This window comes from Chitinophaga hostae (genome assembly GCF_018224885.1).
Lineage (GTDB): Bacteria > Bacteroidota > Bacteroidia > Chitinophagales > Chitinophagaceae > Chitinophaga > Chitinophaga hostae.
In genome coordinates this window covers 48138-63380 of the sequence record NZ_JAGTXB010000028.1, presented here as the reverse complement: position 1 = coordinate 63380, position 15243 = coordinate 48138, and the positions used below count along the sequence as shown (strand labels likewise).

Genomic DNA, 15243 nt, shown 5'->3' with positions numbered 1-15243 from the left:
TAAAGGTCCGAAACGGCATGAAACTAGTGTTCATGGCTCTCTCCGGCATTCGTCATTTTGGCCAGCACAAAGAAGGCGCCTTTAGCGACAATCTTGGCACCTGCAGGTATTTCCTTTAGTAAGGTAATTTCAGTGTATCCGATATCGGTAGTGCCTTTTACTACCGGAACTTTTTCAAATGTAATACCTGTTCCGTGACCTGCTGCAGCCTGTTCTTTATGATCATGGGGTTCTTCTGCGTGGTCGTGACCGGCTTCAGCGCCCTGATGATGCTCGTCTTCCGCATGTTCATCAGTCACAATAAAAATATAATCCTGTCCCTGGTAGCTCACGATGGCGTCTGTTGGGATGGCCTGCACCGTGGCTTTCTGAAGACTGATGATAGCCGTAATATTCATACCATCGATTAACCCTGTTTTATCGCCTTTTACCTTTGCGTGAACGGTTACCGCCTTTGACTCTCCTTCAAAGGTAGAACCCAGCGAGTAAATTTCGGCATCATATTCTTTTCCGGGATTATTGGTCAGCGTAAAATGGATCGTTTGCCCTTCTTTCAGTTTGGAAAGATCCTTTTCATAGACGAACAGGTCGAGATGGAGCTGGCTGTTGTCTACCATATCCGCAATGGGTGAGGTAAGATCAACATAGCTGCCTATTTGAACGGCTACGTTGCTGACTACGCCGTTAATGGGGCTGCGAACAGCAAGATCGGAGATCAGTTTGCCGTTGGACAATTGTTCAGGATTAATTCCCATCATCCTGATTTGCTGGCCCAGGGTAGACTTTTGCGTTTGCAGTGTTTTGAATTCGGATTCTGCCGCCTGGAGGTTCTTCAGGGCGCCGGCATTTCCGGCGGTCAGTTCCCGCTGACGGGTCACTTCCTGCTCTGCCAGTTTCAGCCTGGTTATAACGGCCAGGTATTCGCTCTGCGACTGCACAAATGAAGGGTTGCTGATGGTGGCAATTACCTGGCCTTTTTTCACGGTATTGCCGGGCTGGATCAGCAGCGTCTTCACAACCCCGCTGTAGAGCGAATTAACCGTTGCCTTGTTCTGATTGGGCACACGGAGCGTACCATTGGTTTTAAGAGAAGAAGTAAGCTGTTTTGTTTCTATGGCACCAATGTTGATCCCGATGCTTTTTATTTGTTCCGGGGAGAAGGTAACCGTATTGGGATTTTCATGTTCCTCTTTGTGTCCTTCTTCCCCATTGGCCTGCGCATCTTTTCCCGCTTCTCCCTTGCCAGGACCCGATCCGGAACAGGCGGTTAACCAGAGGGCTCCTGCACATAAAGTAGTGATGATTATTTTCCTGCTCATTTTATACAAAGCTTAAGTAATTTATAGATTGTTGAAATAGTTGTATTGAATAACGGCCTGGTTGTAAGCATTCAGCACGTCCAGGTAATTTTGCCGGATAGTGATCGCTTGTGTCAGGAACTGCGACAGCTCTGCGAAGCTGATCTCTCCTGAACGGTAAGCCAGGGCAGCTGCTTTGATGATTTCCTGCGCCTGTTTAAGGCCGGAGCTTTCATAAAATACCAGCATCCGGTTGTTCTTCTCTACCTCCTTCCCCATCTTCGACTGTTGCGTATTAAACACCTGCCGGTTGTATTCCAGCTGCTTCTGCTGTACATCAGCTTCCGCGCGGGCTGCTTTTACCTTATTGCGGGAAGCGCCGAGGCCAAACAATGGCACCGATGCTGTTACAGAAAATCCGCTGTAGGGATCTTTCATACCATATAATCGCTGGCTGAAAAATCTCCCGGAAAATTCCGGACGATTTTCATTTTTAGCAACCGCCACACCCGCTGCAGCAATATCAACGTTCTGTTGCTGCAGGGCCAGTGTAGGATGCATGCTGTCTGCCGCCGCTCCTGCAAAGGTGAACGGGAGTTTCTCCAGTGATTCATTCAATGGCAGGATGGCATCTTCCGTATTCAGTAATTGTTTGATGGATTGCTGCTGGATGCCGATATCGTCTTTCAGCTGCTCCAGTTGCGCCCGCAGTTCTTTTTGTCTTACCTGGGCGGAAATGCTGTCGAGCCCGGGGTTTTCACCTGTTCTCACCCGCAACACCGCTGCCTGGGATAAGGAATTATATATACTGTCGAGTTGCAGGTAAAGATTTGCTTTATCGCCCAGGTACCACAGCTGGTAATAAACCTGCCGGATATCTCTTTTCACTGATACATTCAGTACCGCGCTATTCACCTGGTAGTATTTGGCCTGTTCCGTATATAGTTTTTTCTGCGCTTTGTATAATCCGGGCCATGCAATAGCCTGTGACAGGCCTACTTTCAGTATCCCGGTATGATCAGTGGGCCGCAGGTCTTCATTTTCAGCAAAAACACCGGTTTTAGGCAGCATGCCCGCGGAGTTAACCTGCGCGCGGGTTCTGTTTACCTGTGCAGCGTTGATGCTGTATTGAAGGTTCTGCTGTGCCATAGACAATACTTCATTCACGCCCAGCCGTTTCGCCGGCGCCTCCTGTGCTGATACGGCCCCCGGAACCAGCATACATCCAAGGAGTACTGCGACTGCGACTGCCGGCGGGAATTTCCGTTTAAACCCGGCATTGAATAAAATATACAACAGTGGCAGCACCACTAATGTTAGAAATGTGGCAGTCACCAGTCCGCCGATTACAACCGTTGCCAGCGGCCGTTGCACTTCCGCTCCTGCGCCCCTGGACAAAGCCATTGGCAGGAAGCCGAAAGAAGCCACGGTAGCCGTCATCAGTACAGGCCGCAACCTGATCCTGGTTCCTTCGATCACCCGTTTTACCACGTCGGTGAAGCCTTCTTTCTCGAGGTTATTAAAAGTACTTATCAGCACGATCCCGTTCAGCACCGCCACACCAAACAATGCGATGAAGCCTACCCCGGCGGATATGCTGAAAGGCATGCCCCTCAGCAGCAATGCAAACACGCCACCGATGGCGCTCATAGGAATGGCAGTGAAGATCAGTACCGACTCTTTAATAGAGCGGAACGTGAAGTACAATAACAGGAATATTAATGCCAATGCTACCGGTACGGCTATCATTAAACGGGCCGATGCCTTCTGAAGATTTTCGAAGGTACCGCCATATGTATAATAGTAACCGGATGGCAGCAGGTTGGCGCCTGTCAGCTTCGCCTGTATGTCTTTTACAACGCTTTGCACATCCCTGTTTTTAACATTAAACCCCACCACGATCCTACGCCGGCCATTTTCCCGACTGATCTGCGCGGGGCCTTCCCGGAAAGAAATATCTGCCAGCTGCGACAGCGGAATCTGGTTGCCATCGGGCAAGGCTATAAAGAGGTCGCGCACATCATCTATCGACGACCGGCTGGCGCTATCGAGTCTTACCACCATATCAAACTTGCGTTCATTTTCAAACACAACACCTGCTGCTTCACCAGCGAAAGCCGTACGCACGGTACGGTTGATATCTTCCACATTCATACCGTAAGCGGCTATCTTGGCGCGATCGTATTTCACCGTGATTTGCGGGAGACCGGTGGTTCTTTCAATCTGTGGTTCTGTGGCGCCTTTCACCGACTGAACAACAGCCGCCACTTTGGGCGCAAGAGCTGCCAGTGTGTCTATATTTTCTCCGAAGATTTTTACCGCCACATCTTGTCTTACTCCGGTCATCAGCTCGTTGAACCGCATTTGTATAGGCTGATTCGCTTCAAAGAAAACACCGGGTATTACTTCCAGTTTCTCTATGATAGCATCTGCAAGGTCATTGTAAGAAGTAGCCGTCGTCCATTCCGACCTCGGTTTCAGCAGCACCATGAGATCTGTCGCCTCCGGAGGCATAGGATCTGTAGGCACTTCGGCGCTGCCGGTTTTTCCTACCACCATTTTTACTTCCGGGAATGTGCGTATGATCCGGCTTGCCTGCATGGAGGTTTCAACGCTCTGCGATAAGGAGGTACCCTGCGGCAGAATACAGTGGAAAGCAAAATCGCCTTCTTCCAATTGCGGAATAAACTCACCGCCCATCCGGGTAAACAGCACTACTGCTATACCAAATATAAGCACAGTAACCGCCACCACTGCCACTTTGAAGCGGATAGCCCAGTTCAGCAGCGGCGCATAACATTGATGGAAGAAATCCATGATCCTGTCAGAGAAATTCTTTTTATGCGATACCTGTTTTGGAAGAATCAGCGCGCTTACCATAGGAATGTAGGTCAGCGACAAAATAAGGGCTCCCAGTATGGCGAAAGCCACCGTTTGGGCCATTGGCTTGAACATTTTGCCTTCTATACCTACCAGTGTCAGGATCGGGATATAAACGATCATGATGATGATTTCTCCGAAAGCGGCGCTGTTACGAATCTTCGAAGCAGAAACATATACCTCTTCATCCATTTCCGCCTGGGTGAGTTTCCCGGTAGCTGTTCGCAGCGACAGGTGGTGCAGGGTAGCTTCTACAATGATCACGGCGCCATCTACGATCAGCCCGAAATCTATTGCGCCCAAGCTCATGAGGTTAGCGCTTACCCCGAAAGCATTCATCATGCCCAGTGCAAACAGCATGGCCAAAGGTATGGCTGATGCCACGATCAGGCCTGCCCGAAAATTACCCAGGAATAATACGAGCACAAAGATGACGATCAACGCCCCTTCTACCAGGTTGGTTTTTACGGTATTGATGGCCCTGTCTACCAGGTCGGTCCGGTCGAGGTACGCCTCGATCACCACATCTTCCGGAAGAGATTTCTGGATGGTATTCAATTTTTCTTTTACCCTGGTAACCACAGCGGCGCTGTTTGATCCTTTCAGCATCATAACGATGCCACCCACTACTTCTTTTTCGCCGTTGTAGGTAACAGCGCCGTAGCGGATAGCGCTGCCGAGCCTTACTTCCGCCACATCCCTTACCAGCACGGGAATACCATTCACCGATTTAATAGCAATGTTGCGGATGTCTTCCATATTACCTACCAGTCCGATTCCCCGGATAAAGTAAGCATTGGGCTTTTTATCGATATAGGCGCCACCGGTATTTTCATTATTCTTCGAAAGGGCATTGAAAATTTCCGGCATGGTAATATTCATACCCTTGAGTTTCGATGGATTTACGGCTACTTCATATTGTTTCAGCAACCCGCCGAAGCTGTTCACCTCTGCAATCCCCTTAGTGCCGTACAGTTGGCGGGCTACAATCCAGTCCTGCATAGTACGCAGGTCCATGGCCGTATACTTGTTCTCAGCGCCTTTCTTTGGGTGGAGGATGTATTGATACACCTCGCCGAGACCAGTGCTTACAGGCGCCAGTTCAGGTGTGCCGATACCCCTGGGGATTTTACTCTCCGCCTCTTTCAGCTTTTCACCGATCAGCTGACGCGCGAAATAAATATCGATATCATCTTCGAATACAACGGTAATTACCGACAACCCAAACCTGGAAATGGAGCGCATTTCCACGAGATCCGGCAGGTTGGCCAAACTCTGTTCTATCGGATAAGTGACCAGCTGTTCAGTTTCCTGTGCGGCCAGCGTGGGCGTTTGTGTAATGATCTGGACCTGGTTGTTGGTGATATCCGGCACCGCATCTACCGGTAACCGCATGGCACTCCATACGCCCCAGACTATCAGCGCCAGTGTAAACAGGCCGATGATCAGCTTGTTTTTTATACTAAAATGAATAATCCTGTTAAGCATAGTTAATAGTAAGTTGTATAAAACCTATAGACCTTTACGGTCGCCCGGGAAGGCGCACCAATGGCAGGGGCGCCGGGAAAACGATCATGACCGGCATCGCCTGCAGCTAAAGAGCCCACAGGACACGACGTTCAGCCATCACCGTTACAAGAATGACCCGGAAGTTTACGATAAGGTTGTCTGCTGTATCAGCAGGCAAAAGACAAACAAAATAAGCTATTGACTATGCGCGGGGAGGCTGCCAAACGGTTGTGGGAAGATCGGAAATAACACCGGCGGGCGTTTCGCAGAAAGTAAATGTAGTATGGGAAGCCGGAGCTGGAGTGAAATATGTGATAGAGAGAATTACAGGAGCCGCACAGCAACTGCACGCACAAAACGGTGAACAGAAATCTTTATGCTCATGCTGGTGTGTTCCTATATCACTCACCTGGTAACTGCTGTTGCCCGCCGCCGTCAACGGCAGTTTGTCGCTGCACGATATGGTGCTCAGCGCCAGAAGGACAATGCTCATTATGATAGCGAAATATCTCACGTAAACAAAAATAGGACATTTTGCATACCAGTGCGGAATTATTATAATAACATGGTTGCAATTTTGGGATCTGGTACAGGGTAGCTTAGTGCTCAAGCTATCTTGAAGGGGCAGCGGGTTCATTTTGAAGGATCAAAAAAACATCGGTAATGGGCAGATTAAAGGTAATTTAATCCATCGCCGGTCAGTATTTTCATATAGACGTTATACCCAAATCCAAACCCTATCTATATAATCTGCTCTTATGAATAAGTCTTTTAAAATATTACTGTTGTCATTGCTTTCTGCCAGCTTTTGTAATCTTACCAGTGGCATTCCCCTATCCAAGAATGATACGGCACGGCACAGTATAGACTCAGCCGTCATATTGTTTCATTTACCGCAGCGGGAATTAATACATTTTTTTTACCAGGATGACTATAATACTCCTTCCAGGGCAAGTCAATACACCGATGAATCAGGCTTTCTCAGGATTGCTTTGTATGTCTCACATAATTTAACGATCACGTTTACCAATGGTATGACGATGTACCCGGTACTGGTAATTCCGGGCGACAGTCTTACAGTACGTAAAACATACCAAAATGACCAAAGCAATTATGAATTTCGAAGCAACAAACACGTGTACGCCAATTTCCTTAATGAGGTAGAAAGAGCGTATGGCTTTTTCTGGGGCTCTCTGCAACTTTCACCGGGTATGAACACAGCATATTATCGAAAAGAGGTCAAAAAACTGAATGCACAAAGACTTGCATTGTTAAAACAATATGAGCGGGCAGATACGCTGGGATGTAATCTTGCAACGTACCTACAACGGGAATTAAAATCGAGATATATTATGGACTTATGTGCTCCTTACCATACCAGGGATTTTAATTATCAGGAGAAAGTACCCCGGGAGTATACTATTGAACTGGACACATTAATGAATGAACTGAACTGCGATACATGCGTAACCTCGATGAGGTATCGCCTGGCAATAAGAAATTACCTACTCTACCTTAGCCGGGATTCACTATATGGGAATAATGAATTTTCCACCGTATTTAGAAATGCATATTCCAGGTTTACGGGAAACAGCAGAGATGTAGCACTTTTCATCACTATGCAGAATTATATTGAAAAAGATCATTCAGCTGTACTCAGCCACCTCCCCGACTTCGATGCGAAATGTAAGAATGCCGGTTATAAGAACTTTATTGATAGCCTCGCACTCAGAGAGAGTATGCTGGTGGATAGTACCGAAGGATCTAATTCATTGTTAACCGATTCAGAGGGAATAACACACCCTTTCAAATCCATCCTGTCAGCGCATAAAGGGAAAGTAGTGCTATTGGACTTCTGGGCAAGTTGGTGCGCTCCTTGTCGCGCTGAAACGCCTCATATGAAATCGCTGGTTGAAAAATATTCAAAAGAAGAGCTGGCTGTAATATTTATTTCAATAGATGAGAAGAGCGATAAATGGGCTGCTGCCATAGAACAACTTGGTCTTAAAACAGCAGGCAACCATTATCTGCTGGATGCCAAACAGCCATTAAGCAGGCTGGTTGGTATTCCTCCTATTCCAAGATATATACTAATTGATCAAGCTGGCAGGATTGTGGCGCTGAATGCGCCAAGACCCAGCGAGCCAGTGCTAAATGTGAGAATAGAAAAGCTGTTGCGCGATAACGCGGCAAAGACGGCTAAGGTTGAGCAAGGCAGTCATTTGATAGTTAAATAGAAAGCGTCCCAAATTAAAACACGGCCTATAACCACGCTGATAAAATAAAAACGAAGACCTACGTAATGCGCAGGTCTTCGTTTTTTTTCAATATGCCTGGAAACAACAAATCCTATAAATGAAGATCCCTGGCTCCTTTTACTTCAGTAGATATTTCTCCTAACATGGCACCGCCATTGCAATTCTGACCGGTATATACCTTTACAAAATCAATAGCATTCAGGCTTACTGATGTACCGGCGGAGTTTACGGCCCAGGCGATATCAAAAGTATTGTATCCGAGTGTTGGATACTCGCTTGAATAGCTGTCGGAATATCCCCATGCAAACGCGAGGTTTGTAAGGATAGTACCCGTCTGTAAGGTATTTACCAGTTTAGTTCCTGTAAATGAAATAGAATCCTGGTTAGGCGCCATGGCAGGATAATAATTGTTGGCAGTATGATAAGCATTGGCTTGCACATAACCGGTAGCCCCCTGATTATCTTTCCACAACACACTGGTACCAGCGGCATGCGGATTGTAGTAGGTGATGCGATAGTTTTTAATGGTGCCCGCTGCTGTATACTGACTACCTGCTAACTCGTACCAGGTATCATCCGGGATGCCGTTACCATTGGTATCCTGGCTTACCATTACTACTCCCGGCTCTGACCATTGATAGGTAGGTCCCAGCGGGTTGCCATAAATACCCAGGTCATTCCCGGCGCTGTTAACCACCGAATGGTCGAAGCCGAATACAATATACCCGCCATAACCGCCCAGCGATACCAGGTGGGTAGTGTTCCCTACCAGGGCCTGGGCCGCGGTATTGGTACCATAGGCTGTTTCATTGATAAACTGTCCTGCCGCCGGCATGTAAGTAAACACCTGGCTGATAAGCGGACTGCTGGTAAGCAAGGCCTGTCTTACCGTTACATTGCTCACAATCGAAGAAGAAGGCTTCTTAACAGGTTCAAGACCACCGGAAAGATCTTCTTTCTGACAAGCAGCCAGCATTAACAGACCACCCAGGCCTAAAGATGTTAAATAGGATTTTCGCATAAAAATTATTGTTGAGGTTTAAAAAACAATTACGTCTTCCTAATAAAATACCGGAAGTGCAGAAAAATAATACCCGGGATAACGAACCGTTTGCTTTAAGGCGCCGGTGGCAGCATCATAGAATAACCACCTGTTATCATTACTGCTCCCCCACTCGTCGGTAAGGGTTAGCACTACCAGTTCTTTGGTTCTTTCATTGAATCTCACGGCAGATCCGTAAAAATATTGATCACCTGGAATAGTAATAAAGGGCGCGGCAAAGGAAGCGGCATTACCAGGAGTATATTTATAGATTTTTGTGCCGCTATACTCGATCGTTCCACCGATACCAGGTCCATCTTTACGTTCAGCGATATAAACATCATTGCCGGATGCACTGGCGGTAATGGAGCCGGAACGCCATGCCCACAAAGCCCATGGATTGGTAACTTTAAATGGCACCTTTGTTTCTGTTACAGCAAGACTAACAGGGTCGATACGCACGAGCGCCGAATCACCGGCAGCCCATACGGCGCCGTCTTTCGTGCGGGCAAATCCCATGGTACCTTTGGGATATTTCTTTACAATACTGTAATCGGATGTTTTCAGTACAACAATGCCATCGCCCTCTGTAAGCACAAAAACATATTCGCCCGCTACCATCATATCGCCGGCAGCCGAATTAATTCCATCGATTTTAGCACCTATGGCCGGACCTGCAAGATTCACCCGGTACACTCCATCCACTGCACTCAACAGTCCTCTCGTATTATCTATCCCGGTAAAGGCATGTCCTTCGTCCTGCGGAAGATGATCGATCCTGCCTGTTTCCTTCATGCTATACGCATCGGCTACCACCAACGGGCCACCCACTTTCACAGACATATATATCTTGCCGTTATAGATTGTCGCAAACTGCAGTGTTGATGTAGGCGGGCCAAAATCCTTCCCCGGATTCTCGGTTTTAAATACATCGTAGGCTATTTTATTACTATCATAGCTATAGTAAAACAGGTCGCCGCCGGTTGCGCCATACTGTCCTTCCTGCACTACAAAAAAGCCATTTTCATACTTGCCCCAAACCTTTACCTGGTATATCACAGAGTCCACCGTGGCGGCGTTACCTGCCGTAAACACAATATGGTAATCACCGCGGGCACTCGCAGTGAAAGTATACGCGGACTCATTTCCTACCACGGCGCCATTTACTTTCCAGGTAAATGTAGCCCCCGCAGGATTCGCTATTTTGGGATGATAGGAAACCGCAGCTCCAATACGTAATGTGTCTGTACCTCCGGTTTTGTCTACACCGGGGCCTGGAATAACATCGTCATTTTTCTTACATGACATCGCCATTGTTAAAACAGCAGCTATAAAAAGCATACTTCCTGATAAGCGCATGGGGGTATATTTTGATTAATAATTAAACTATTTATATGATGCACGTAATGTGCCGGGGTGGCCATACTTCGACGCGGATCATTCTTGTTATCAGTCATTATCAATAGATATTAAAACGGGACATAAGTATTGCGCATGAAGCAACACCTCACGCAACAAAACATACACAGCGTATATGACGACACATGCTACGGGGCATTGCCAATCACCATACATCCATTCATTCAAAAAATAAAAAACCGGAATACCGGGAAAAACATATTCATGCTCTTCGCCCGAAAACATGAGATATAGTTGCAAAAGGCAGGTCTTCTGGCTTTCCTGCTTTTTCGGTCGCCTTCCCGTTCCGGATAGCCGGAACAGTGGCAAGGAGGAATTAATTCCGAAAAAACGATACCTGTAAAACAGGCAGCAGGATTTACAGCTACGGGGATAGCTCCGGTTTCACACCGGATTCCCTTTTAATATTCTTGTGTTTATGCAAGAATAACCAGTTGCGGCTGCAAATTAGTGAAAGGAGATAAGATCACCAAATGTTGCGAGGAAATGGGTTACAAAGGGCATTCGTTACTTTCAAAAGTACCAGATGAAAGTAAATAAGCATAATTTGCATACCATATCCTTACGTGCTGTAAGGGCATTGTGGCAAAAATATTCAACTGACGCAACAACATCCGGCTATGAGAACTATCCTGTTATCGTTAACGCTATTAATTCATATCATACCATTATATGCACAGCGCATGACGAGGGCTGACTTACGTAAGGATATAGAAACGATCATTCAAACAATAGAATCTGTTCATTATAATCCTTACCTATATACTAACAAACAAACGTTCCTGCAATACAGAGATAGCCTATTAAGCATCCTCCCTCCAGACATCAGCGCTGAAGATGCTTATATAACACTAAACCTGCTGACAGCCCGGCTGGACGACGGGCATACCCAGGTACGGCTGCCCGCCGGCGTAAAGGACAGCTTACATAACAGCGCCGTTTTTCCATTCCGGACTACACGGCTATACATTGCTGAGAACCTCTCCCGTAATCACCGCCTGCAAAAGGGCGATAGTCTTATCAGTATTAATGACCGTAATGCAGACAGTCTATACCGGCTGGCGCTATCCTGCAATGGAGGTTTACCTTCATCAAGACAGAGTGAAGCAGATGATCATTTCTATCAATACTTATATGCATTGGGTATCCAAAGTCCATTCCGGATCCGGTATTACTCCATGGAGCAACACATCACTGATACCATTACTGTTGCCGGGATACCTTTCAGCGATCTGAGGTCGCAGGCGGCAAACGCATGGGCCGGCAAAGATTACTACTTCCAGCGCCTGGATAAAAACATTGCCTATATCAATTTCAGGAACATGCAAAATATCAAGGCATTCAGGCAATTACTTGACAGCAGCTTCTCAGACATCCGGAAACGCCCGGTGACAGGCCTTATCGTTGATCTAAGGGAAAACGGCGGAGGAGATAGTGATTTGGGCGAATTGTTGCTATCGTACATCACGGATAAATCCTTTCGCCTTTCTGCCGGCAAATACTGGAAGGTAAGCGCTGACTATAAAATATTTATGAGATCGAACAGAAAAGACTGGAGCAAAAAAGAATACAGGACCTATCAATCAGCCCGTGATGGCAGTGTACTGGAGGAAAAATATGCAGCACACCTTCCCGCTCCCAACCCACTCAGGTATCGTGGCCCCGTGTTTGTACTAACAGGCGCCGGTACATTTTCCAGCGCGAATATGCTGGCAGACGCAATAAAGACCTATCATCTCGCCACATTGATCGGACAACCTACCGGCGAGGCAACGAATGATTTTGGAGAAGTTTATACCTTCACTCCACGTATAGGCCTCACCGTTACAACCACAACAACGTTCGACCTGGGCGCCAACGGTAATAGCCAGGCACTCATGCCTGTGAACCCGGATATCTTAATTAAAGAAGAGGCAGGAAAAGACAATGCCCTGGAGTATGCCATCCATGCGATATTACAGCACCAATGATGATCAATTGCCTTTGGGCTGAAGCGCCAGGTAAAATTCAACAATTATTTTCCCAACAAGATAAGCAAGTTCAATTTTCTTCTTTTAATATTTTAAAAAACGGTTATTTTCACGAAAACGAAAAGAAAAAAGATTTGTTATACCTGTAATTGTAGCGAGAGATTTAGTTCCACCAAATCAATAACTGTTAACTATACATTAAAACCAGCACTAAAACCCGAAGTAATTAGTTGTGATAAACTAATGCCATCAGGCAATACCAGGAACCCTGTTTTAATTCAACAGCAATATTAATCGAAAGCCCATATTGCAATACAGGATTTTATTGTTGTAGCCGAACATTTCTGCGATGACTTCTCATGGATCATTGCAGGTAAAATATTGTGCCCATGCAAAAAATAACCAACTGGAAATCCCTCATTTTTCCGGCTGTCCTCCTATTGTCTTCCCAGTTTGGGCTTGCTCAGCAGCATGCTAAGCTAAAAGCCAATGCAGACAGGATGATTAAAATAACAGGAACCTGCTTCAATAAAAAGCATATTCCGCTTCCATCTGCTGTTATTAAACTAATAACAAGCAAAGATACAACCTATATAAAGCAGGACGATAAAGGCCACTTTTCCATCAGCATTGCTGCAACACCAGGTAACTATCAGCTCATTATTTCGGATACATGTTGCCAGACACTTCACCTGCCCATCGTTATAAATGCAGCCAGTGACAACATAGACCTGGGAACAATTGTACTACCCGACAAAATAAGACAGTTGCGGGAGATAGAGATTAACCAGAAAGATCCGGTTATTAAACGGGAAATAGATAGAATAGTAATTAAGACGGATCAATTAGCCACTGCCGGCAATACCTTTCTTGACATTTTAAAAGCCAGTCCGGGTATCGTTATAGATGCCCAAAATAACATTAAAATAAATGGAAAATCAGGTGTAAGGATAATGCTGAACGGCCGATCCATACAAATGTCGGGAGCACAGGCCAAAACATTTATGGAAACATTACCGGCTGACCAGGTAAGCAGTATTGAAATCATTACCAATCCTCCCGCCAGATACGATGCAGAAGGTACAGCAGCCATCATCAATATTGTTATGAAGCGAAAGGAAAAAGGAGCCGCGGGAGGACGGATGAGCACTACCTACTCGCAGGGTGAATATGCCTCCTTTTCGGAAGGAGTTGGTGTCTTCTATAACAAAGGTAAGTTGAGTACGAGCGCCAGCGTTGACCTTCAACAACAGCATATCTTTTCCTACAGCACAGAGCTGAGAAGATACCACGAAAATGGAAATGATATTTACTTCGATCAGTATCATTCCACCCTTAAAGACAGGAAAAATGCGCGGTATAATGCCAGTGCCGAATTTAATTTCAATAAAAAACACCATGCAGGCATCGACTTCAATGCCTATAACGGAAACGACCAAACACCTTATATTGCTGAAACGAATGCGTACACACGTTACGGGAAAACTGATTCCAGCTTTAACAACGAAAACTACAAGTCATACCGGTATAACACAATAGGCACTAACCTGTACTACGATTTCCACCCGGATTCCAGTAAACAACTGCTTTCAGTAAACCTAGGGTTCACCGCCTTCGACGATAGACAGTCCGTAAATAACAATACTCATTTCTTTGATCAATCACATCATACTTCAAGAGCACCAGACAGGAATGACGTAAACAATCCAACACGTATTAACATCTATACTATCGGGATCGATTACACGAAACCGCTGAAAGCATCGAACACAATTGATGCCGGCGCCAAACTAAGCTTCATTTCAACGGATAACAGCATTACCCGGTATAACCAGGTAAAAGACACCTTCATTATTGATGATAAAAATTCAGACAAGTTCAGATACCGTGAAACCGTTGCTGCTGCATATATTAATTGGAAAAAAGAATGGGAGAAGTGGACACTTCAGCTTGGCAACAGAACAGAATGGACAGCTGTCAGAAGCCGGTCATATACACTCGGGAGCGCATTTAACCGGGACTATTATCGCTTCTTCCCTTCCGCATTCATACAATATACCGCTAATGAAGATAATATATTCGGCATCTCCTACTCCCGGAGGATCGGAAGGCCCACCTATCAGAGCCTGAACCCCTTTAAATTCTATTACGATCCTTACCAGTACTACGAAGGAAACCCCTACCTGCAACCTGAATATACCAACTCCTTTGAGGCGAATTACCTGTTTAAGGACAAATACTCACTGACAGCCGGATACTCCGTAACAACCGATGTAATGGAGGATGAGTACTCCCGCCAGATCGATTCTACCAGGGAGTTTTCATACAGCATTATAAATATAGGTAAGCAATATAATTACAGCATTGCCATCGCGGCGCCATTTAAGGTGACCAAGTGGTGGGATATACAATGTAATGCCAGCTGGTTTTACAACCGGTACACGGGGACGGCCCGGCAGCAACTGTCCGCTAAAGGAAACCTGGAACTATATGTATCCAGTGTTTTCAAACTGCCACATAAATTCAGCCTGCAATTGAGTGGCGACTACAGCAGCTCTTCCGTTGATGCCCAAACCATTTACAAAGCCAACGGCAACCTGAATGCGGTGCTGAGAAAAAAGATACTCAAAGACAAGGGAACCATACGGATAGCACTGCTGGATATTTTCAAGACCAATTTTTCCAAAGGTATAAAGGATTTTGAGAACCAGTATGTACTGTCCAACAATGCCTCTGATTCAAGAAGATGCCTGGTTGCCTTCCAGTACAGTTTCAGTAAGAAGAATGCAGGAGCTAAATCAGCTAAAGAAGCAGTAAATAAAGAGGAGGTTAATCGTATTAAAGGAATGAACCAGTAAATACCGTTT

The 15243-nt window shown here is 46.0% G+C and carries 8 protein-coding genes and 1 riboswitch; of the genes, 3 read left to right on the top strand and 5 right to left on the bottom strand.

Annotated elements, in window-relative coordinates; translation table 11 throughout:
* Positions 1–23 precede the first annotated feature (23 nt).
* From KE626_RS32535 to KE626_RS32525, 3 genes are all read right to left on the bottom strand, one after another.
* Positions 24–1319 carry an efflux RND transporter periplasmic adaptor subunit gene (locus KE626_RS32535; protein WP_249207868.1) on the bottom strand — a complete coding sequence of 432 codons (1296 nt, stop codon included), beginning with the start codon at positions 1317–1319 and terminating at the stop codon, positions 24–26.
* A gap of 21 nt (positions 1320–1340) precedes the next feature.
* On the bottom strand, positions 1341–5666 hold the full coding sequence (locus tag KE626_RS32530) for a CusA/CzcA family heavy metal efflux RND transporter (protein WP_211977264.1): 4326 nt from the start codon (positions 5664–5666) through the stop codon (positions 1341–1343).
* Between the two features lie 223 nt (positions 5667–5889).
* Positions 5890–6324: a DUF6660 family protein gene (locus KE626_RS32525; protein ID WP_346344514.1), complete on the bottom strand. Its 435-nt coding sequence runs from the start codon at positions 6322–6324 to the stop codon at positions 5890–5892.
* Positions 6325–6445: 121 nt separating this feature from the next.
* Here KE626_RS32525 and KE626_RS32520 point away from each other — a divergent pair, with 121 nt between their 5' ends.
* A complete protein-coding gene (locus tag KE626_RS32520; RefSeq protein WP_211977262.1) occupies positions 6446–7924 on the top strand; it encodes a TlpA family protein disulfide reductase in 1479 nt (492 codons plus the stop codon).
* Between the two features lie 112 nt (positions 7925–8036).
* On the opposite strand, the gene KE626_RS32515 is transcribed toward KE626_RS32520, so the two are convergent.
* A complete protein-coding gene (locus KE626_RS32515) occupies positions 8037–8966 on the bottom strand; it encodes a hypothetical protein (RefSeq protein ID WP_211977261.1) in 930 nt (309 codons plus the stop codon).
* A 39-nt stretch (positions 8967–9005) separates the two neighbouring features.
* Complete coding sequence (locus KE626_RS32510) at positions 9006–10346, bottom strand: DUF5074 domain-containing protein (RefSeq protein ID WP_211977260.1); 1341 nt, start codon at positions 10344–10346, stop codon at positions 9006–9008.
* 285 nt (positions 10347–10631) lie between these two features.
* Positions 10632–10856, bottom strand: a riboswitch (cobalamin riboswitch).
* A gap of 170 nt (positions 10857–11026) precedes the next feature.
* Here KE626_RS32510 and KE626_RS32505 point away from each other — a divergent pair.
* Together KE626_RS32505 and KE626_RS32500 are read left to right on the top strand one after the other, a co-directional pair.
* The gene (locus KE626_RS32505) at positions 11027–12376 is read left to right on the top strand and encodes a S41 family peptidase (protein WP_211977259.1); all 1350 of its coding nucleotides are present in this window, start codon (positions 11027–11029) and stop codon (positions 12374–12376) included.
* A 389-nt stretch (positions 12377–12765) separates the two neighbouring features.
* Complete coding sequence (locus tag KE626_RS32500) at positions 12766–15234, top strand: TonB-dependent receptor domain-containing protein (protein WP_211977258.1); 2469 nt, start codon at positions 12766–12768, stop codon at positions 15232–15234.
* Positions 15235–15243: the final 9 nt, after the last annotated feature.

What these genes read in the sequence shown, in the direction of transcription:
- KE626_RS32525 (WP_346344514.1), bottom strand. Translation starts at nt 6,324, where the DNA reads ATGAACCCGCTGCCCCTTCAAGATAGCTTGAGCACTAAGCTACCCTGT.
- KE626_RS32505 (WP_211977259.1), top strand. Translation starts at nt 11,027, where the DNA reads ATGAGAACTATCCTGTTATCGTTAACGCTATTAATTCATATCATACCA.
- KE626_RS32510 (WP_211977260.1), bottom strand. Translation starts at nt 10,346, where the DNA reads ATGCGCTTATCAGGAAGTATGCTTTTTATAGCTGCTGTTTTAACAATG.
- KE626_RS32515 (WP_211977261.1), bottom strand. Translation starts at nt 8,966, where the DNA reads ATGCGAAAATCCTATTTAACATCTTTAGGCCTGGGTGGTCTGTTAATG.
- KE626_RS32535 (WP_249207868.1), bottom strand. Translation starts at nt 1,319, where the DNA reads ATGAGCAGGAAAATAATCATCACTACTTTATGTGCAGGAGCCCTCTGG.
- KE626_RS32530 (WP_211977264.1), bottom strand. Translation starts at nt 5,666, where the DNA reads ATGCTTAACAGGATTATTCATTTTAGTATAAAAAACAAGCTGATCATC.
- KE626_RS32520 (WP_211977262.1), top strand. Translation starts at nt 6,446, where the DNA reads ATGAATAAGTCTTTTAAAATATTACTGTTGTCATTGCTTTCTGCCAGC.
- KE626_RS32500 (WP_211977258.1), top strand. Translation starts at nt 12,766, where the DNA reads ATGCAAAAAATAACCAACTGGAAATCCCTCATTTTTCCGGCTGTCCTC.